Raw genomic sequence first — 19188 nt, forward strand, 5'->3', positions numbered from 1 at the left:
CACTCCTCACCTCTCACAAGGGGGCGGCACATGCTCACCGCCCTGGTGCCGGTTCCGCCTGCTAGTCGTCCCTGTCTGAGTTGCCCCGAGCCCCTGTATCCCCTGACGGCTCAGGCAGGGACTCCAAACCGGCTGGGTGCGTACTGGATCCGCCTTGCGTACGCCAGCCGTTCCACCTCCAAGGCTCAGGACGGAGACCTTGGGGAAGCCCCGCCGTCCCTCGTTATCTATCAGCGGCCGACGAGGGACGGCGCGTGGGCTCGTTCACTAACCGCTCCGAGAAGTGAGGCAACCCGATATGTCCCAAGTCGAACAGATGAAGATGCAGCTCCACGGCCTCGCTGACCAGTCGCGCCAAGGTGCCGCGAGTCTTGCCGGGTTCAAGCAGCGCTTCGAGCAGTCCTCTCAGCAGGTACAAGCCCTGATCCGTGGATCGGCCACAGGCGCGGATCGCGACATATCCGCGGTGCTCGAGGCGGCCGGAAAGTCGGTTGAGCAGGCCGTTCAGGCACTTCAGATTGCCGAGTCCGGTTGCCGTAGCTACGCCGACCAGATCTAGCCGGATCAGGCGGCAAACGTGCCCTCGGAGTTGCAACGGGTCGCCAAGCAACTGCTGGCGACCCTCGACGAGATTCCACGGGTGGTGGCGTACTTACACGACCGAGCTGGCAAGTACCGAGAGTCGGCTGGGTGGATCGGCAGTATGAGCAACAATCCGAGCGCCCGTCTGGCCGCCATGCAGCTGGACGAGGCTGCACGGGGCTGCGAGGAAGCTGCCCACTATCTGTCCTAGCACCCCCGAAAGCACGTGGTTGGGTGGAGCAGATGGTCAGCGGCGTGCGCACAGCGGAACCCGCCGGAGGTTCGATCACCCCGGGACCAACTGGCCCAGGCGGAAGCCCACCAGCCGCGGAACGCCGACAGAACGAGGACAACGACAAGCCGGAAGCCAATAAGTCCGGGAAGCCCGCGGGGGCTGGGGATGACGACAGCCCAGAGGATGCCGCGCCACGAGGGCGACGGATCACGGACGAAGACGGATACCGATTACAGCAGGAGCTGCCCGACCGGGAGCTATCCCGTCTATCGCGTCCGAAAACACGCGGCACCTGGGTTGACGAAAACGGCGACAAGGAAGATCTGGTCAGCGGCCAACATGACGAGTGGTTCCAGAAGGTAACGGATTTTCTGAGAGAGCGCGGTATTCCACCACGTGATGATGCTGGCATCATGTCCCCGTCACACGTCGAGACAAAATTCGCAATGCGAATGCGCCTGCGGGGATTGCAACACGAAACCATTATGGTCAACAAATTGCCCTGTAAGGGTCAGTTTGGTTGTGAGGAACTGCTACGGGATATCCTGCCGCCAGGATCGACACTGACGGTGTTTGGGCCGAAGGGCTTCAAAGAGACCTACCCACTGCCGACCGACGAGTGAACGGAACTGACATGAGTGACGTTGTTGTGAGCGCCTACTACACCCACGATCACGACAAGGGCGTCATCCTGCGAACCGCAGACGACGCGGACGCTTTGGTGGACGCTCTGCTCCAGCAGCCGTTCGACAACTCGGTGGCAGCGCTTTACGCCGATACCCGCCCGAAGTCGGCATCCGGCTATCCGGATCACGAGCTGCGCATCGCGATCGACGCTGAGGCAAAGGTCGGTGGCATCCGCTACACAGGCGGTGACAGTGAGGCGACAGCGTACGTCGCGGGTGCTACGAGTGAGCGCGAAGAGATGTTCTACCTCTACATGACCCACGATGAGGGCTGGCCGAAGGACTCGGTAGTCAGCATCGAGCAGGTTCGTCAGGCGGTGCGAGAGTTTGTGGAGGGTAACGGCTCACGGCCAGGGTCGTTCGACTGGAAAGAGTGGCCCGAAGGCGTCCGCTGATAGACCCGGTTGATTTATCCACAGGCCGCCGAGACCCTACTTGCCGCAGGCCGCGAAACTCCCGCATGCTTGGACCAGCGCGTCCGGCACGTCACCTCGATCAACCAGCCGTCTGCGGGCCATAGCGAGCTACGCGGGCAAGGAGTCGAAGTAGGACACCGGACGTGCGCCTTAGTCCGCATCGACCAGCTGTTCGACTACCACACGGGCAAGGCCTCGTTCCAGGGATGGTCGGGCGGCAAGCCAACTCGGTCCAACAGGGCCCTTTCACGCACCCACGCCGGGAACAACACCGGAACGCTCGAGGTCGGCGTTTCCAGCAGGTCCCAGCGATCCTCATAGCCGGCCCACACCTCTTCGTTGACCCGGGCTTGCGAGATGGGCGTATTGCGCTGGCCGGTTGCGACGTCCGGATTAGTCATCCAGTTTTGATGGATGATCCAGCGCGCTGCCACGACATGATCCCGCGGCACGATAAATCCTCGCGGCGGCAGTGGAGGCTGCGGCACCATGACGAACACGAACCACTCGCGCTGTGAAGCGGCCAGCGTGGACGCGTTGCCGAGCAGCCAGGTGGTGTGCTTCGCGCCGCGCGTAGCAGCTTTCACCTGGATCTCGATGGAGGGTCGCTCCTCGATATGCGTTGCCACAGCGAGGATGTCGGTACGCGCGATCCCGTCACGCGTGAGTGCCGGCGCCCATCCGTGCCGAGCGAGCATGGCGCATACCCAATGCTCGCCGACCGTCTTGACCATCTTTCGATCGACCACGATCCCCCGCTTCGCGCTAGTTGGCCGCCTCAAAGGCCGCGCGGATGTCATTCGGGATCCGGCCGCGGTCGTTGACCTCGTAACCGTTGGCGCGCGCCCACTCCTTGATGGTCCGACTGTCCGAGCTGATCTGGGTGCGCTTCACGCTCGCGCCTCGGGAGGTCTTGACCCGCCGGCCAGCCGACAGATAGGGCGACAAGGTCTTCCGGAGGGCCGTCGCGTTCTTATTGTTAAGGTCGATCTCGTACGCATGGCCATCCAAGGCGAAGGTGATGGTCTCACCCTTGCCGGTAGCAATGACGGTACCGTCGAGGTCATCCGTCAGCTGGATTTCCACTCTTTGAGCCATCGCGTGCACTATCCAATCAAGGTCGGCAGAATTGTTTCCCAGCTAGCTTACCCATGGAGATCGGTTGGCTTGCGGACGGCCACGAAATACCCGTCCCGCTCAGGACTAGGTCGAGTATCAACCCTAATTTTGTAGCTGCGAACCATGGACTTGATGCGGACCACCTGTCACTCTCTGTTGAGATGGCGGCTGCGTAGCGCCTCTAGGGGGAACAGTGACGGAACTACCAACATTCGCAAGCATCATGGCTTGGCTGGCAGCCACTCCAACATCAACAGGTCGTCCCGCCAGGCTACATCTCGTACTGGGGAATGGATTCAGTATTGCCTACAGCGCCGCGACTTTCTCCTATACAGGGCTGCTGAAGCAGGCCGAGGAGTCCGGTCTCATTGGATCGATGGCACGCTCGTTCTTCCAACAGCTCGGCACGCAAGACTTCGAGCTGGTGGTTAAGAAGCTCCAAGACGCTGCTGACGCTCTCGAATTCATGGATGCCGCTGGCTTCGCCGGCCCCATCGAGATACTGCGCCGAGAAGCGAAGGATCTGAAGGAGGCATTGGCCCGGATACTCGCGAGCGTACATCCCGAACGACCCGGCGATATTCCGGACGATGCCTACCTTCGGGTCCGGCAGCTCATCCAACCTTTTACTTACGTCTACACCACCAACTACGACCTGCTTCTCTACTGGGCTCTCATGAAGAGCTTTCCCCAGGAGAGCATGGTGAGCCGCATGTCTGACGACGGCTTCCGTGATCCCGGCTACGAGGGTGCACCGCACGTAACCTGGGACTACCTCAAACCACAAAAACAAAACATCTACTATCTCCACGGCGCCCTCCATCTCTTCCGAGCCGAAGCCGAGCTGAGGAAGCTCACCTGGGTTCGAACGGACGAACCGCTCATCGATCAGATCCGCGCCGAGTTGGATGCTGGGTACTTCCCGATGTACGTGTCCGAAGGAGACAGCGATGCCAAGCTCGCCACGATTCAAACAAGTGACTACCTGTCCAAAGGACTGCGCTCTCTGGCCGAGATTGGCGGCGGACTCGCTGTCTACGGTCTGTCCTTCGGCGCGAATGACCGGCATCTGATGAAGGCCATCGTTCGTTCGAACGTTCGCAGGATGGCTGTGGGCCTTTATGGCGACCCCGCCAGCCCTGACAACATCGCCACCCGTCATGCCGTCGACCAGTTGCAAGCCGACCGACTCGCACACGACGACCGGAAGCCGCTAGAGATCGAGTTCTTCGACAGCGCCTCGGTGCCGTTGTGGCAGTGACGCCAGGGCAGGAGAGCTAGAGCAATGGGACTACTTCCTGCGCGCTTGCGCAAGGCTGGTCAGAACGTCGGCAGCAATCTCCGCTCCGGCCGTCATGTCGAGGCGTACGCGATCTTCGTCCTTGGGCTGGCACTCGCGGTCCTCAGCGTGCTCGAGGTTGGTGACCAACGGTGGCTCTTCGCCGGCCTGTTGATTGGCGTGAGCTTCCTCGTCTTTCACTCCACGCTATCCGATACCCGCGCTGCGATAGGCGTCGAGCTGCGGGATCGAGAAGACTTCACACCGTTCTCAGACATCCTGACGGACGTACACGAGCTATGGGTCTACGGACCGACCGCCAACAGCGTCCTGGTCAACGTCGCCGACATCCGTCGCCACATCCTGCAACGTGCGGGATCGGTCCGCGTCATCGTGCAGGATCCCGCGAATACTGCAGCGGTCGACGCAACCAAGCTCCAACTCGACGACAATTTGGACTTTCTGAGCTCACTGCGCATTTCGGTGGACACATTGGCTCGGCTACAAACTAGCCACCCGGGGCGCATCCGCTACGCTCTGCTACCGATGAACCCTGGCTTCAGCATGTTGATAGTCAACCCAAATCGGCACGACGGCTACCTGATCCTTGAGCTGCAAGGCTTTAAAGATGACAACATCAACGACCGCATGCACATGGTGCTCGGCCGCCAGGACGCGGGGCGCTGGTTTGACTACTGGGTGAAGCGGTTCCAGGCGATGTGGACAGCCTCTCAAGAACAAGCAGCACCCGTGGCACCACAACCAAAACCAGACAATCCCTAGCCCGGCACGGTGGATCCATGGCAATCTGGAAAGGTTCGACGCTGGACACGCCGAAAGAGAAGATCCCATACTCGCGGCCGGCGGGGCGGTTGAATACGCCTTACAGAGCGTAAATGCTTGACACGGAGAGTGATCAGATGTTAACTCAAGGCAACGTGGAAGCAGCTCCCCGCCCCCAGCCCGAATCAGAGCAAGCCTCCGGCACTCCGGACGTGGCTTCAGATTTGCCGCCAGAACTGCAGGGCGATGCCCGGACTCTCTCAACCATCGCGCACGTGCGCGATGTGATTCAACGCCTGGTTGATGATGGGACCCTCATCGACCGTGTCCCAGACCTGAGTGACTCGCAACTGCTACTCATCGGTGAACTGGCTGCCACATCCGCAGCTGACGGAAAGAACGACGTGACACGGGCCCTGATTGACCGAGGCATGATCTTTAAGTTCGTCGAAGAAGCACGCCAGCTCAATTGGAATCAGGCCTGAACGTAAAACAAGCGCGATCCAACAGCTCTTAGCTCCGCCAGCAGCCCGGTCATGCAGGCCTGGAGTTCGTCCCTGATCGCGCTGGTCTCACGAGCTTCGAGACTCGACAGCGTTATTACGCCAACCGGCACCGTCAAACCTCCCTGTCCCGGCGGCTGCGCATGGATCGGGACAGCGAAGAACGAACGCCACCGGCCAAAGCCGGCCTCATCCTTGGACCTGTCAGTACTCGGCGAGAATGGCGGCAGGTGCCAGACAAGAGGCTTGCCCATTGTCAGGGCCTTCACACTTACATAGCGGCTCTGCACTGAGATCGGGACTCTCCTCTGAACTGACGGATCACGCAGAACGCTCGCAGAGGATGCCCAGAACGTCAGATCGCGATTCTGTTCAACCAGCTTGCGTTCACTATCGTCCCCGTTCACACCTCGATCCATCTCGACGATTGGGTGCCAACGCACCCACGCCTCAAGGCGAAGTGTCTCTGTTGCTGCGTCCGGCTTCCTTGTGCCTGCGTCCACGAGAGCGGCCGTATGAGTTGCCAAAACCTCACGGAGAACCTTCAGCGCACCTGCCAGTTCTCGATGCCCATCGTCAACCGACGCACTCTTCTGATCGACCCAGGACCTCCACCAGGAGTGGAGCGATTGGACATGTCGCGAGCGATTCACGTCCGTGGCACCCGCGGGACCGATTCGAATGCACCGCCTGACCTCTCGAATGAATTGTGCGACCTCACCAAAGAAATCTGGAACTAAGAGCTCAACCCGATAAGCAGACATGCGCATATGCAACAACTCGATCGTCTGCTGAACGCGTGCTGCCTCATATTCCTCGTGGATCCCAAGCGCCACGACAGGCATCAGAGCAATCCTGTGTCGCTTATTGACATGGAGGGTATTTGCCAGTGCCGCAAGGAGGGGGACATCGCTGAGACTTGAACCGACTATCAGCATCTCGCGATCCTTACAGAGGCGGGTCAATATTTTCGAGACTCGCGCTTGAAGTCCCCAGTAGTCCAACTCGTCGACTGCAATCACTCCACGGGTGTTCCCTTGCTGATCGACTCGTCCATGCAGGTATTCGAGTCTAACGCTTCCGCTTCCAGTGGTTCCAACGTGCTTCTCAAACGGCTTGTCCTGAACAGTCACCGAAAAGGTCGGCCGGTGATCCGACAAGCCCCATACACGCAGAAGGCTCTGTTCGATAAGGATCTCATAATTTGTTGTCGCGACAACAACCTCGGCGCCCTTGCTCGCCAGATCAAGCGCGAGGCATGCCACCTCCGTCGAGAGTCCTCCATCATTCCAATCCGAGGGATGGTATAGCTTACTTACCATAGCTCTCGGAATAGCTCCCGTCGGGTGACCGTGCTTGTCCGCCGCATACTTGAGCACCGTGGCCGCCTCAACGGGGCGCAATCGCGCCGCCGCCTTTACAGTTTCAGGACGGACTATCTCACTCGGCACCAGGGCTTTGTCTTCCAGAAGTTTTTCGATCAGACCAGCCCAGGTCATGCCCGTCTGATCGATAGTCACACCTGCGCCAGCGAAGATCACAATCCGGCGACTACCAGCGACCTCTTCGATGTAGTTGACGACTTTGTCGCGTTCGAGGAACGGCAAGTCAGCAATCTGATACAGACGCTTTTCCTTGTGTCCACTGGGCCTAGTCATCGCCCCCTCCGCGCCAGGTTTTCCGCTCTAGGCCCCGCCGCAACAATCTCACGGTTCACCCCAGGGAGGATTGCTCCTCCCGCACGCCACCCGCTCACCACTCGCATCGAGCACCCTCCCCAAGGCTCTCGCGACCGACAGCCCTCTGCACGGGAATCCTTGATACATCCCGCTGACGGCCCAAAGGGCCTTCCACCCACAGAGAGCACCATCGAGCCAATGCACACACATCGCCGCACTAGGCCAATGATCGCCAATCCCCCACAGCTATCTTCCCCATTAGGTTACGCAGCGTACGCGCCACCCCGCCCCGTGGCCACCCTTCATTGGCGGGTTTTCTATACCGCCGCCAAGGAACAGGTAGCACCTTGCCGCGATTCAGGACACGGTTGCGTTTCACCAAGTGGCGCACCTGAAGGAATCCTCACCTTGCATCGCGCCCACATCAGCCCATGTCAACCGAATACGAGTCAGTCGGGGTCGAGCTCGGCCGGCACCGGCAGTGCAGCCACCAGCCGCCCGGGATCGACACCCAGTCCGGCTGCGACTTTCACGATGTTGTGCAGCGCCAGGTTCCGCTGTCCCCGCTCGACCTGCCCAATGAACGTCCAGTGGAGCCCACACGCATCTGCCAGCGCTTCCTGACTCAGGCCCAGCTCGTTGCGGCGCTCACGCACGCGACGGCCGAACTCGGCGGTCGTCGGCGAAAGGGGAGCCTTGCCTTTGGGACTGGGCACGGACCAAAGATCATGTATCCCATGTCCTTACATCCAGAGATCTTACGTCCCATGACCTTGCGTCCTGGTGACCTTACGTCTTAGGTTCGGGTCTCCGCCGCCTGCTGGGCGGCCTGGGGAGAGGAGATCCAGATGGGCGGCGGCTGACCTTGAGAGTCGACCCGAACGGGGTCCTAGCGCGCCCGCTTCGTCGTTTTGGCGGGCGGGCGTCGCCACGTCCACCGCGGGTCGTCGTCTGAACTTCAGCGTCGAGCACCCAGGCGAAGAGCAGACCAGAGCGAGGAAACAGCCATCCGTCGTAGGCGAAGCGAAGCCGCCTGCCGTTCGGCGTTGTCGACTCACCAACCGGTTTCGGCCGGAGTCTGTTGGCCGTGTAGTCGAACAGACGCATGCTCGCGACACCGATATTGTCGTAGTTCATCTCGACCGCCAGACCTCGGGTAGGTCGGTCGACATCGAAGCGCACGATGTGGCCACTTTGCGCAAGTCGACTCACGTAGGTGAACGAGACGTCGACGGCTTCGTTGGCGGCAAGAGCATCCGCTCCGACATCGACAGAATAGATCTGGGAAGTGCTGTCCTCACGGCGGGTGATTCGGCGATCCTCCCCGTTGACGGTGAACTGCTGGAGTGCGAACGCCGCGGGATCGGTCGCGGGCAACCCCGGCACAGATGGGTGGAACCAGACTGACGTCTCACCCGACTCTCCGGCCAGCTCTTCGTACCGATCGCGATCTGATACCGCAGCAAAGCTGCGGAACCGGTGATGAGGCACCACGCTGTACTCCCATCGCACGACGATGTCGAAGACAGGCGCCTGGGCCGGGGCAGCGTCAACCGGTACCCCGATGTCGATCTGAACTTTGGCGTCGTACCACCGCTCCGCCGACTTAATCGCCTGGTCGCGGATGTCTCCGTAGACCTCGCGGGCAAATTGTTGATCGCCGAACCGCAGGCCGATGCTGTTCTCCGCGATCTGATCGAGGAGTTCCGGCGTGGCGACCCGCTTCAGATCCTCGGTGCCCACCGCGAAGCCGCGGATGACCGCCTCACGAATAGCCGGCGCCTCGGACCTAAGGGTCGCTCGCATCCGCTCCTCAGCCCTGGCCTCGCTGTCGTTACCATCGACATACGCGAAGGCAATGGCTACCAATCCAGTTGTGAACAGCGCGGAACCTAGGTCTGTAAGAGGTAAGTTGTGGAACCACTCCGGTAGCAGACCCGGCCACTTAACGAGGACCAGCAGGGCCGCGCCGACGACCACGAAGATCGTCGCAAGCAACGCGAGTTTGGTTTTGTAGAGACGTTGGAGCGGATCGCGCATATACGTTTTCGACTATACCATTAAAATCTAGTGCCTAGAAATCAAATCCTGACTTGCGAAACTCATCCGTGATGCCGTGGCCGAATTCCCAAAGCCCCCCTGACAAGAAGAACATCACGGCCACTAAAAAGCAGAAACTAGGTATCCACGCAATCAGACCGATTAGTCCGTACCATCGCGAGCGAGACCTCAAGAGGAGAACGATGGCCAACACGACAAATATCGGCGAAGCAAGCGCACCGTAAAATCCGAATGGTCCGATAAGACTAGTGCTTGTCGCCACCAGGATCCACAAGACATACTTCAACCAGTCCAAATTTTTCGGATTGATTGAAGCGAGAGGGCGGTTCCAGAAGAATGACATACCTATATAAAATATTAGCATGAATTTCCATGGAGGCGTAACTGTCCCACTGCCAGAGATTCACATCCGACAGCGGGACAGTTTGTCGACTACCGCTGAACAACACCTTCAATTCGTTGAGCTACTTCGAGACTGCCATCGTCGGTTAGATGTGGCAATGCATTCGATCTGAGGACTGCAGTAAACGTGAGATGATAGCCAGCGATATCCCATGTTCGAGCAGGGATATTCACCTTTTCGGTATCACAGTCGGGAGTAGGGGTGCAGCGATGTGTTGGAATGAACTTGTACTCGACTACGAAGTGATCAATACTGCTGTACCCCGAAAAAAACACGTCGACCAGCGGTCCAAATACCCAAGCCGTGGAACCCGACTCCGGATAGTCGGTGCATAGGTCATGACCAGAGAAGTCCAGAGGAACAACGGTCAGTCCCTTTGCGGCCGCGACTTCGTTGAGCGCCGTGTTGAGTCTTTCCACGACACGCTGCGCTTGAGTAAAAACCTTGTCGGCGAACTTCTTTGCCTGAGCGTCGAACCTGAGTAGGACCACATCTTTGAAGATCTTCGCCGGATTATTATTCACCACCGCGTTGATGTAAACGTACAGCCCGGGCATGATATTGCAGCTTTGACCGGGGCTCGGGAAAGGATCGAAGTAGTTCGTGATTACGATCGGAACACCGGCGTACCTCTGCCTCAGCACCTTCGAGACTTCTCGAAGATTCTTGCGCAGCGCCTGCAGATGCTGCGTGAATGCCGATCCGGAGCAGACATTTTCCCCTCCAAAGCCGATCTCGAACTTTAGACACTCAGCAAACTGAATATCATTTCCACCGATAGTGATCGTAATTAGATCCGGATGAACAGCATCCGGCACATGCGTAATCTGATCGCTGAGGATAGACGTTTGACATGATGACGGCGTACCATCCGCGCCTCCGTGGAAGGATCCGGCGCAAGCGCCAGTCTTGGCATAATTGTAGACCTGCCAATCGAGCAACTCCCCCAGCCGTGCTGGGTAGGAACTGGCATTGTTAGGATAGCCGCCAGAGCCTCCCGTTCCGTTGCCGGCGGCGATGGAGTCACCGAAGGAAAGCACAGTCTTCCTTGGCAATCTGTGTGCCGGATCCAAGACTTCATGCGAGATAAACTCGTCGCCAAGATGGCTCATGGGCACTATCTGGGCATACAGCTTTGAGTCTTCTTCGACGACCAGACTGAGAGCACCCGCGATAAAGTCAGCATGGCTGCCAACGAGGGTGAACAACCGTTTGTCAACGTTCGCCGCGTAGCCCGACGTCACAGCAGTTTCAACAGTAGCGCCGGTGTCATCAAATATTGTTGCTTCTACCTGACATCCACACGGGTTGGGGAACGATTCCAGTGATCGAACCACGAGCAGATTGCCATTGGTGTCCACCTCTACGCCGCCCAGGTAGCGGTCATTGGTCAGCGCAACATAGTGAGCTACACCTGTCTCCTGAATCAGCGCCAACGTCGATGGAAGCCGCGGGAATCCCGGAAGTTGGTTCGGTGTCATAAGCGTCACGAGGCCGCCACCCGGCCTCACTTTGATTAGTCCCGAAAGAGTTTCAGGAGGAACAATGCAGTTAGGGGCAGCAAGCGATCCGAACTCGGAGCCGTTGGCTCGTCTCCCTACGATGGCAAGTTCAGTCCAATTTTCATCGCATCGACTGTCTCCCCCTGGATCCATGGCCACGTACAGCATGCCATCCGGTGCTACGGCCCAACTACTAACGTTCCAGTTAACTCCTTCCGTTTGCGGGGCTATGTAGGTTCCGGTCTGCTGTCCATCCAATGAGTAGTAGACAAATTCGCGCGAGAACGAGGACTGTGCACGAACGACGAATCCGGTATTGAATGCTTTAATCTCCGATACCGCATTGTCGACTCCGACCCGGAATTTGACCGCGCGAGTCACCGTGCTGATGCCATAGATCCCGAGTCCGAAACAAGGGTCGCCATTCAGGTAGAGCGTACGGTCCGCTCCCATGCTCACACTTCCAAGCCTGATCAAGCATGGGACGTCGGCAGACCACTTGACTTCACCTTCGCTAATGGCGAGCACACTCACGATCTTGCTCGTCGGCAGGTCTCCATCGCGCGCTGGAACGTAGACAAAATTCGAATCCGGGTCGGCGACAGCATTAGCCATGTCGTCACACAGTACGTGTGGAGGCATGATGTCGCTGATTAGATTGCCAAGCTGCCAGGTCTGCAGACGCGTTCCTTCCGGGGCACAGGAGCCGACACTCAGAGCGCCATTCCGATGAGGGAATGCGAACGCCTTTGTCCCCCCAACGATCTCCTTCCTGAATGTGTCAGTCGCCTGGGCACTGGAACCACTGATGACCGTGGCCACCAACGCCAAAATAACGAGCAGAGCTGTTCGAATCTTCGACACTCTTCCCACCCTGACTTCCATTAACTGCATCTCGCAATAGTCACTGATGACGGCAAGCACCTGGTAGCACTGACGCCCTATCCAACATCATCTCTGCGCTCAGAGCGCGACCCTTCAGACTCATTACATCTTCTCCAAGGATTCACCTACTTCCGAATTGAGCTTGACTATGAACATCCCAGAGTCGTTGCCGCCGCCCTCCTCGAAGAGGGACTCGATCTGCTCCAGGCGGTGTTTATCCGGAACGATGAACAGCACATGCGGGAAAACGTCCATCCCGAGGCGTTCATACGCCCGGCGATAGCGGACCAGCTTGTCTGTGATCTTGTTCGCCTTTTCGGTAGCCCGGTCAACTTCGATAAAGTAGAGGCGCTTTGTCCGGGTGACTCGGTTCCCGATTTCGACGTAGGCGTCCGGGGTCAGATGCGTACTGCCACCGCCGCGCCAGGCAGCTTGCTCACGGTCGAAGCGGATCAGCTCGATGCCGGTGGTCGCTTCACAACCTCGGAGGGCGACGTACAGGTCGGCGATTTCCAAGCTGTGCTGGCTGACGGCGCGGTGTAGCCGGCATTTGCCGGGGCGGCCCAGTAGCCGCCACCCGCTAGGGCCCAGTTGGTACACGTGCTGGCCGCTGCCGCCTCCCGCTCCCCCGGCTGGCCGTGATGTAAGGCGGGCTAGAAACTTGCCATCACAGAGTCGCTTGAGCGCGCGATCGAGTGGAGTGCTCGACGCTAGGCCGGCGTACAACAAGTCCCGGATCTGTCCCGTCGTCACCTGCTTGAAGGTTCCGACGAAATCGACGACGGCACGGTCGCGGTGCGAGAGCGCTGGAGAAGCATCCGGGGGCACTTCAGTCACCGGTCGCTTGGCCGCGTTGGCCCAGGTCAGGAGCAAGTTCGGTGTGGGGCGACACACACAGCGACCCACACACTCCCGGGTCGGCCAGATAGGTGTTCATCGTCACGACCGCGCTGTACTACGGCTGAGTTCCGAGTTCACAGCGTCGAACCACTCCTCGCCATACCGGATGGCGAGCTCTAGGTGCTCCCGCATCCCCACGCCGTAGCGCGTCGTCGCCCGCTCTACGGCGTTGTCGGCATAGGTGTCCAGCTCTACTCGTTCGTTGGCCAGCCGCCCCACGGCCTGGAGCTGTGCCTTCGCGAACTCGGTCGTGCGCTCGAGGTAGGCGACCTGGGATGCGAGGTCGCGCATGCTGTGGTTCGACATGTCCTCCTACTTCCACTCGACTGGGCCTAGATGCGGCCTCTGCTTGCCAGACCCCGCGCCAGCTGGCGACCGGCGCTGGGCGATTTCCTGTTCGACGGCCCGCACAGGACGGCCGTACCGATTCCGCGAGCGGTGCCTTACGGTCTTCGCCATACCGGTCGATCTGCCGGGCGGCAACGTCATCCCGGTTACCGGCTGACTGATGCTTGCCCCCGTCGCCAGACGGCAGATGACCTCGTACGCACCCAGATTCATGAAGTCGTCCTGGTCGACCGATCGTCCGAATTCGCGCGAGAACACCATTGCGTCGTCGGCTGACAGCTGGAAAACAACTTTGCTGCGTGCATTCGCCATAACCGCGCCACGAAGTTCCAATGGCAATTGGGCCAAGTGTTGATGGGCCAGCACCATGCCCAACCCGAAGGACCTCGCCTTCGCCAGCATCTCTTCGGGACTAATCGGAAGATTTAGAAACGACTGAAACTCGTCGAGGTACAGAAAGGTCGGGTGAGTCAGTTTTACGCGCTGCACGGCGGCCCAGACCGAGTTCAATAGCAGCGTCCCTGCCAAGCTCGCGGTGGCCTCGCCAACGCCAGCCAAGTTCACCAGCACGATGCCGCCGTTCCGCAGCACGGTCTCGATGTCGAACTTCGACTCGCTCTGACCGATGATGTTGCGGATCTCGGCGCGAGCGTTCAACTGCCAAATGCGGTCCATCACCGGCTGTGCGATCCGGTCCTGCATGCTCTTCGGTTGGTTCTGGAACCGGGTCCAGAAATTCTTCAACTCAACGTCCGCCACCGTCCCGATCAGTTCATCCCGCCACTCGTTCTCCTCGGCGGTCATCGGGATGAGGAGCGGCGGCAGGTCAACGAAGGTGTACTTCGGGTTCGTGACGATCGTGCGCAGCCCCATGTAGAGGAGTTCGCGGGTCCAGACGCCACGCGTGTCGTGATACAGACGATCGAACAGCTGACAGATTCGCTCAACGGCACCACGGGGGTTGCCATCGGACAGGATGTTAAATCCCACTGGCATGGCGGTATCGGTCACGTCGAGCACGATGACGTCATTCAGCCGGTATTTCGGCACCAGGTCGAGCGCCGCTTTAAAGAGATCCCTCTTGCTCTCGACCAAAATGACGCCGTACCCAGCGGCGAAGTCATGGGCCATCATATTGGCAAGGACCGTCGTCTTCCCGACGCCTGTGCCGCCGATGACATGCAAGTGCTTGAAGGAATCCTCGGCGCTGATGGCAAGCGGTCGCTCGGCACCGGGAAAGTTGGAGCGCGCCACGACCCGGCCCCGGCGCGGAATCGCCGCTGTCGCCGGGAGGTGGCGTGCTTGCCCGGGTGGCAGTCCGGCAACGTGCGGCTGGCCAATCGGGAGACCGCTCAGGCCCGCCAACTCGGTCGAGGTCAAGCGCATCGGGGTGAGCATGGGCTCGGCCGCCTGGTCGATGCGTCGCTCCAGCGCCTTGGGCGGCACCATCCGGAGCTTGAAGCGGCTGTTGGCGTCGTTGGCGCCCGCTAAGGCGTGTTGGACACGGCGTACGAGGAGACGAGCATGCTCTGGCACGGCAGCACGGCCAGCAACACGAAGAACAGCGTGGAAGTTCGGCTCAGCCAGCTTGTGGCGTCGATCGGCCACTTCATCTCTGCTCAGGGCACCTATGCCGAGCATCACATTCAAAGCAAAGCTGCCTGTGCGAGGCGGCCGATGCTCGACAGGTGGCTTCTCCGGTACGGCCGGCGTGAACACCAGCTGCACCATCACAATGTCGGCGCGCTTCAAGGTCTGGACGCTCGCCAGCAGGGACGCGCTCAGCGTCTCGGCACTGGGGATGCGCAGTGTCCGGGACGGGTTCGTGGAGCCGACCTCGATGGCGTAGTCCCATTGCCGAAGTCCAACCGACTCGCCATCCTCCTCAATGTCGTTGGGCTCCACCCGAATCCCTGGCACGAGGGTGCGGAGCTGCCTCACGACGTAGTCCGCGATGTTGGTAGATACCCGCAAGCGATGCTCAATGCCCGTTGCGGTCGCCCACAGCTCCAACGCCGCCGAGGGCGAGCCGAAGATGTCGGCGCGCGCCATCCCGGTGATCGCGCCGAGCCAGGCGGTGATCATCTCCGTCTTCAAGTCGGACGGGAACGCCAGACGATACGTCTGGCGCTCCCGTTTGCGGTTCCACATCATGGTGCGCCACTCACCACCGGGTGCTTCGGCGAATGACGAAACCGAAGATCCAGACGATGCAGAGCCCGACCAACACGTACGGCAGCATCGGTGCCAAGACCCACCAGACCACTCTGACAACCACCGCGGTTAAGAGGATCAGAAAGAGAACGCTCCGCGCCTGCCGCATCACCGCCACCTCCTAAATGTCGATGCCGTAGGCAACGGACTAGCGCTCGTCCCACCGCTCGGCGGTCTGGATCATTTCGTCGCGCACCTGCTGGTACGTCGCCTCGATCTGACCGTGCGCCTTCTCCTCGGCCTGGATCGCCGCGTGTAGTTCGCGCTTGTGAAGCTCAGCCTGCTGCCACACCTTGTACTTCTCCTTCAGCAAGTAGCCACCAATACAGGTCGCCGCTACTGCGATGAGGATGAGGAGGATGACAAACCAGAAGTTGACGATGACCCAGACCACGCCCTGGATCGCCAAGGCGATCCCGACAAGGAGCAACAACCCGAAGAACAGACCACTCGCCAGATCCTCCATCAGAAGGCTCCGAATCGCGGATCGATCGAGTTCCGATGGACGTCAGCCATGCCGCGCACGTACTGCTTCTCGATCTCCGTGAGGATCCGGTTCTTCACCGGATCCTCACCCGCCAGGTCGTGACGGAACTCATCCAGATCCGACACGTCGCGAACGACGCGCTGCATCGTCTCGGCTGTCATCTTCCGCTGACAGCTCGAACACACCACTACAGTCACCCTCGGCCGCCGTCGCAAGAGACGGCCGAGGGATTTCGTCAGCTTCTTCATGATGACGACCTAGATCTTGAAGGGGTCAGTCAGGCCGTCGATGATGTTGCCGACGCCACGCACGTACTTGGCCTCGATCCCGGCAAGCACGCTGTTCTTGGTCGAGTCGCCACCCGCCAGGTCGTTGCGCAGGTCATCCAAGTCGGAGGCGTCTCGCATGGCGTGACCCGCTACGCGCTTCAACCCAGACGCCTTCACCTCGGCGACGACCGTGTCGCAGACGGCGCGGCGAATGCTTACCTGCGCCTCCTTCGCCTCGCGAGACAGCACGAGTCCGCCGTGCGTTCGCATGAGCGGCGACAGCTCCATTCGCGCGGCTAGAGTTTCCAACTCGTTGCTCATAGACAGTGCTCCTCGGTTCTCACGACTCGCCAATCGAGATCGCTTCACGGAACACAGTGAGCGTTGGAACGTTCGGCAGCACCGACAAATGTCGGCCCACGGGCAGTGACCGCGTGGTCACTTTTGGCCTCCTCCATTCCGACAGAGACGGCTATACCGTTGGACGTGCCAGTTCAGTGGATGTATAGACCGACTTGCGACGAGGCGCCGGAGATGCATCCGTTGACGCTCGACACGCTGCGGCAGCCGCTGGAGTCCGGGTTCATCGAGGTGCACCGAGCAGCGGCCGTTGCGAAGTTCCCGGCCCGGTTCATGCTCGTGCTCGCGGCCAATCCCTGCCCCTGCGGCCAATCCGGTACGCCGTACGGGCTCTGCACGTGCACTCCGCAGGTTCTCCATCGCTACCGACAGCGGATCAGTGGACCGATCAAGGACCGGATCGACATCCAGCGCCAGATCTTGCCGGCCGCACGCGGCGGCGAGGACGGCGAGAAGCCGGAATCCACGGCCGTTGTCGCCGAGCGCGTGCAGGCCGCCCGCGATCGTCAGGCCTTCCGCTACCGCGACACCGGCTGGCTTCTGAACAGCCAGATCCCCGGACCGCTGCTCCGCCGACAGTTCCAGCTCGACCCGACCAGCCAAAAGACGCTCGAAAACCTCTACACCGAAGGCCGCCTGACCGCCCGCGGCTTCGACCGCGTAGTTCGCCTCGCCTGGACCCTCGCCGACCTCGAAGGCACCGCTCGGCCAACCCCCGAGCTAACCCACCAGGCCTACCAACTCCGCAGCGGCGAACCCCTCACCCCACTGTCCGACCAACGACCCATCAGGTGACCACATGACCATCCCGAGCCTCGCCCCCACCGCACCCCTCGGCCCCACCGACCTCGCCTCGACCGCACCCATCGCTGCCACCGACCTCGCTCCTACCAACCCCACCGCACCCCTCGTCCCCACCGCACCCATCGCCGCCACCAACCTCGCTCCCACCAACCCGACCGCACCCCTCGTCCCCACCGCACCCATCGCCGCCACCAACCTCGCTCCCACCGACCCCACCGGACCTCTCGCCCCCACCGACCTCGCCCCCACCAACCCCACCGCACCCCTCGGGCCCACCGCACCCATCGCTGCCACCACCGACCTCACCACCACCGACCCCACCGGACCTCTCGCCTTCACCCCGCCGCCGGACAAGCCCAGCGCACCCGGCGCCCCAGGCCTCTCGGCCGATGCCCCACCCCTTGCTGTCCCGACGCGCGTTGGCGGGAGGGGTGAACCAGCGGGGTCGGCGGGTGGGGATGCGCGGGAGTTGGAGCGGGTTGCGCGAGCTGGGTTGTCGCGGGTGGTTGAGCCTGGGGATCCGGCGGCGCTGGAGGCGTTCGACGGGCTGTCTGCGCGAGAGGTCTGGGACCTTCTGCGCACCGGCGTACCTCGCGTCGAGCGGTGGGCCAACCGACTCGCGAACACGGATCCGGAGCGAGACCTCGAGCGGGTACGAGCGGTAGGCGGGCGATTCGTCATACCAGGCGACGACGAGTGGCCAGAGCAGGTCGAAGTACTCGCAGATGCCGGACAGCAATCTCGTCGAGGAGGTGTTCCGTTCGGCCTCTGGGTTCGAGGTCCGGTCAACCTCCGAGAGGCGCTGGCGAAGTCCGTCGCCGTCGTCGGATCCCGCGCATGCTCGTCGTACGGCGAACATGCGGCCGCCGAACTCGCCGCCGGGCTGGCCGACAACGAGGTGACTGTGGTGTCAGGCGGCGCGTACGGAATCGATGCTGCTGCTCACCGCGGTGCACTCGCCGGCTCCGGTGTGACGATCGCAGTACTCGCCTGCGGTGTCGACGTCTGCTATCCAAAGCGCAACACCGCACTCTTCGACCGAATTGCGGTTGAAGGGCTGCTCGTAAGCGAGTTGCCACCCGGCTGCTCGCCCACCAAGTTGCGGTTCCTCGCACGCAACCGGCTGATCGCAGCAAGCACGCTCGGGACCTTGGTGGTCGAGGCCGCAGTACGAAGCGGTGCACTGAATAGCGCGGGCTGGGCAGAGCAATGCGGGCGAGCCGTGCTGGCAGTCCCCGGACCGATCACCTCCCGCATGTCCGAAGGCGCGCATCTTCTGGTGCGCGAACGCAACGCGGTCCTAGTGACGAGCATCGCCGACATCCTCGAAGCAATCTCACCACTCGGCGCAGCCCTTACCTCCTACCCGCACGCCCCCGCAGCCCCCACCGACGGTCTGGATCTGGAGGTCCAACGCACCCTCGACGCCGTGCCAGTCCTCAGACCAGCGCCCGCCCAACGCATCGCCGTCACGGCCGGCCTGGACACCGACACAGTCCAGGAATGCCTGGAAACCCTCGCCGACGCCGACCTCATCGAGTACGCCGATTCCGGCTGGCGTCTCTCCCCCAATCACCGCCGCTCCCTGGGAACCGCATGACACCGCGTGACGTGCTCTTGGTACGCGACGCCGGCCTGAGACCGCAAAGCCCTCGGATGGGTGATCGTACCGG

At 60.9% G+C, this 19188-nt stretch carries 20 protein-coding genes; 8 read left to right on the top strand and 12 right to left on the bottom strand.

Going from position 1 to position 19188, the window contains the following annotated elements:
- Positions 1-316: 316 nt before the first annotated feature.
- The 3 genes from DIZ26_RS01540 to DIZ26_RS01555 all read left to right on the top strand — a co-directional run bounded on the left by DIZ26_RS01540 (position 317) and on the right by DIZ26_RS01555 (position 1898).
- Positions 317-559 (top strand): hypothetical protein, encoded by a 243-nt coding sequence (locus DIZ26_RS01540; RefSeq protein ID WP_232828081.1) that lies wholly within the window; start codon positions 317-319, stop codon positions 557-559.
- A 266-nt stretch (positions 560-825) separates the two neighbouring features.
- The gene (locus DIZ26_RS01550) at positions 826-1440 is read left to right on the top strand and encodes a DddA-like double-stranded DNA deaminase toxin (protein ID WP_112236877.1); all 615 of its coding nucleotides are present in this window, start codon (positions 826-828) and stop codon (positions 1438-1440) included.
- An 11-nt stretch (positions 1441-1451) separates the two neighbouring features.
- Complete coding sequence (locus tag DIZ26_RS01555; protein WP_112236879.1) at positions 1452-1898, top strand: Imm1 family immunity protein; 447 nt, start codon at positions 1452-1454, stop codon at positions 1896-1898.
- 197 nt (positions 1899-2095) lie between these two features.
- On the opposite strand, the gene DIZ26_RS01560 is transcribed toward DIZ26_RS01555, so the two are convergent.
- Together DIZ26_RS01560 and DIZ26_RS01565 are read right to left on the bottom strand one after the other, a co-directional pair.
- Entirely contained in the window at positions 2096-2668 is a 573-nt protein-coding gene (locus tag DIZ26_RS01560; RefSeq protein WP_198675831.1) for a hypothetical protein, read from the bottom strand.
- Between the two features lie 16 nt (positions 2669-2684).
- Positions 2685-3005, bottom strand: coding sequence for a histone-like nucleoid-structuring protein Lsr2 (locus tag DIZ26_RS01565; protein ID WP_269815364.1), 321 nt, complete (start codon positions 3003-3005; stop codon positions 2685-2687).
- A gap of 226 nt (positions 3006-3231) precedes the next feature.
- On the opposite strand from DIZ26_RS01565, the gene DIZ26_RS01570 reads away from it, so the two are divergent.
- The 3 genes from DIZ26_RS01570 to DIZ26_RS01580 all read left to right on the top strand — a co-directional run bounded on the left by DIZ26_RS01570 (position 3232) and on the right by DIZ26_RS01580 (position 5585).
- Positions 3232-4299, top strand: coding sequence for a DUF4917 family protein (locus DIZ26_RS01570; protein WP_157979542.1), 1068 nt, complete (start codon positions 3232-3234; stop codon positions 4297-4299).
- A 24-nt stretch (positions 4300-4323) separates the two neighbouring features.
- The gene (locus DIZ26_RS01575) at positions 4324-5100 is read left to right on the top strand and encodes a hypothetical protein (protein ID WP_112236883.1); all 777 of its coding nucleotides are present in this window, start codon (positions 4324-4326) and stop codon (positions 5098-5100) included.
- 113 nt (positions 5101-5213) lie between these two features.
- Positions 5214-5585 (top strand): hypothetical protein, encoded by a 372-nt coding sequence (locus DIZ26_RS01580; RefSeq protein ID WP_112236885.1) that lies wholly within the window; start codon positions 5214-5216, stop codon positions 5583-5585.
- On the opposite strand, the gene DIZ26_RS01585 is transcribed toward DIZ26_RS01580, so the two are convergent.
- From DIZ26_RS01585 to DIZ26_RS01630, 10 genes are all read right to left on the bottom strand, one after another.
- The gene (locus DIZ26_RS01585) at positions 5576-7261 is read right to left on the bottom strand and encodes an SIR2 family protein (RefSeq protein WP_112236887.1); all 1686 of its coding nucleotides are present in this window, start codon (positions 7259-7261) and stop codon (positions 5576-5578) included. The genes DIZ26_RS01580 and DIZ26_RS01585 overlap by 10 nt on opposite strands.
- A 470-nt stretch (positions 7262-7731) precedes the next feature.
- Positions 7732-7998: a helix-turn-helix domain-containing protein gene (locus tag DIZ26_RS01590; RefSeq protein WP_112236888.1), complete on the bottom strand. Its 267-nt coding sequence runs from the start codon at positions 7996-7998 to the stop codon at positions 7732-7734.
- Between the two features lie 73 nt (positions 7999-8071).
- Positions 8072-9322, bottom strand: coding sequence for a hypothetical protein (locus DIZ26_RS01595; RefSeq protein WP_112236890.1), 1251 nt, complete (start codon positions 9320-9322; stop codon positions 8072-8074).
- 453 nt (positions 9323-9775) lie between these two features.
- Entirely contained in the window at positions 9776-12172 is a 2397-nt protein-coding gene (locus DIZ26_RS01600; RefSeq protein WP_112236892.1) for a GDSL-type esterase/lipase family protein, read from the bottom strand.
- A gap of 63 nt (positions 12173-12235) precedes the next feature.
- On the bottom strand, positions 12236-12970 hold the full coding sequence (locus tag DIZ26_RS01605) for a replication-relaxation family protein (RefSeq protein ID WP_157979544.1): 735 nt from the start codon (positions 12968-12970) through the stop codon (positions 12236-12238).
- A 102-nt stretch (positions 12971-13072) separates the two neighbouring features.
- Positions 13073-13339: a hypothetical protein gene (locus DIZ26_RS01610; RefSeq protein WP_112236896.1), complete on the bottom strand. Its 267-nt coding sequence runs from the start codon at positions 13337-13339 to the stop codon at positions 13073-13075.
- Between the two features lie 6 nt (positions 13340-13345).
- Complete coding sequence (locus DIZ26_RS01615) at positions 13346-15535, bottom strand: type IV secretory system conjugative DNA transfer family protein (protein WP_112236898.1); 2190 nt, start codon at positions 15533-15535, stop codon at positions 13346-13348.
- 208 nt (positions 15536-15743) lie between these two features.
- A complete protein-coding gene (locus tag DIZ26_RS01620; RefSeq protein WP_112236899.1) occupies positions 15744-16061 on the bottom strand; it encodes a hypothetical protein in 318 nt (105 codons plus the stop codon).
- Entirely contained in the window at positions 16061-16243 is a 183-nt protein-coding gene (locus DIZ26_RS01625; protein ID WP_112236901.1) for a hypothetical protein, read from the bottom strand. Before DIZ26_RS01625 ends, DIZ26_RS01620 begins: the two co-directional genes overlap by 1 nt.
- 96 nt (positions 16244-16339) lie before the next feature.
- Entirely contained in the window at positions 16340-16672 is a 333-nt protein-coding gene (locus DIZ26_RS01630) for a hypothetical protein (RefSeq protein WP_157979545.1), read from the bottom strand.
- A gap of 180 nt (positions 16673-16852) precedes the next feature.
- Here DIZ26_RS01630 and DIZ26_RS01635 point away from each other — a divergent pair, with 180 nt between their 5' ends.
- A complete protein-coding gene (locus DIZ26_RS01635) occupies positions 16853-17506 on the top strand; it encodes an ATP-binding protein (RefSeq protein WP_112236905.1) in 654 nt (217 codons plus the stop codon).
- A gap of 4 nt (positions 17507-17510) precedes the next feature.
- On the top strand, positions 17511-19115 hold the full coding sequence (gene dprA, locus DIZ26_RS01645; RefSeq protein WP_232828082.1) for a DNA-processing protein DprA: 1605 nt from the start codon (positions 17511-17513) through the stop codon (positions 19113-19115).
- Positions 19116-19188 lie beyond the last annotated feature (73 nt).

Source organism: Kribbella monticola (genome assembly GCF_003261635.1).
Classification (GTDB): domain Bacteria; phylum Actinomycetota; class Actinomycetes; order Propionibacteriales; family Kribbellaceae; genus Kribbella; species Kribbella monticola.

Excerpts from the sequence above, each read along its gene's own strand:
- DIZ26_RS01540 (WP_232828081.1), top strand. The coding sequence starts at position 317 with ATGAAGATGCAGCTCCACGGCCTCGCTGACCAGTCGCGCCAAGGTGCC.
- DIZ26_RS01550 (WP_112236877.1), top strand. The coding sequence starts at position 826 with ATGGTCAGCGGCGTGCGCACAGCGGAACCCGCCGGAGGTTCGATCACC.
- DIZ26_RS01555 (WP_112236879.1), top strand. The coding sequence starts at position 1,452 with ATGAGTGACGTTGTTGTGAGCGCCTACTACACCCACGATCACGACAAG.
- DIZ26_RS01575 (WP_112236883.1), top strand. The coding sequence starts at position 4,324 with ATGGGACTACTTCCTGCGCGCTTGCGCAAGGCTGGTCAGAACGTCGGC.
- DIZ26_RS01580 (WP_112236885.1), top strand. The coding sequence starts at position 5,214 with ATGCTTGACACGGAGAGTGATCAGATGTTAACTCAAGGCAACGTGGAA.
- DIZ26_RS01585 (WP_112236887.1), bottom strand. The coding sequence starts at position 7,261 with ATGACTAGGCCCAGTGGACACAAGGAAAAGCGTCTGTATCAGATTGCT.
- DIZ26_RS01595 (WP_112236890.1), bottom strand. The coding sequence starts at position 9,322 with ATGCGCGATCCGCTCCAACGTCTCTACAAAACCAAACTCGCGTTGCTT.
- DIZ26_RS01610 (WP_112236896.1), bottom strand. The coding sequence starts at position 13,339 with ATGTCGAACCACAGCATGCGCGACCTCGCATCCCAGGTCGCCTACCTC.
- DIZ26_RS01615 (WP_112236898.1), bottom strand. The coding sequence starts at position 15,535 with ATGATGTGGAACCGCAAACGGGAGCGCCAGACGTATCGTCTGGCGTTC.
- DIZ26_RS01620 (WP_112236899.1), bottom strand. The coding sequence starts at position 16,061 with ATGGAGGATCTGGCGAGTGGTCTGTTCTTCGGGTTGTTGCTCCTTGTC.
- DIZ26_RS01625 (WP_112236901.1), bottom strand. The coding sequence starts at position 16,243 with ATGACAGCCGAGACGATGCAGCGCGTCGTTCGCGACGTGTCGGATCTG.
- DIZ26_RS01630 (WP_157979545.1), bottom strand. The coding sequence starts at position 16,672 with ATGAGCAACGAGTTGGAAACTCTAGCCGCGCGAATGGAGCTGTCGCCG.
- DIZ26_RS01635 (WP_112236905.1), top strand. The coding sequence starts at position 16,853 with ATGTATAGACCGACTTGCGACGAGGCGCCGGAGATGCATCCGTTGACG.
- dprA (WP_232828082.1), top strand. The coding sequence starts at position 17,511 with ATGACCATCCCGAGCCTCGCCCCCACCGCACCCCTCGGCCCCACCGAC.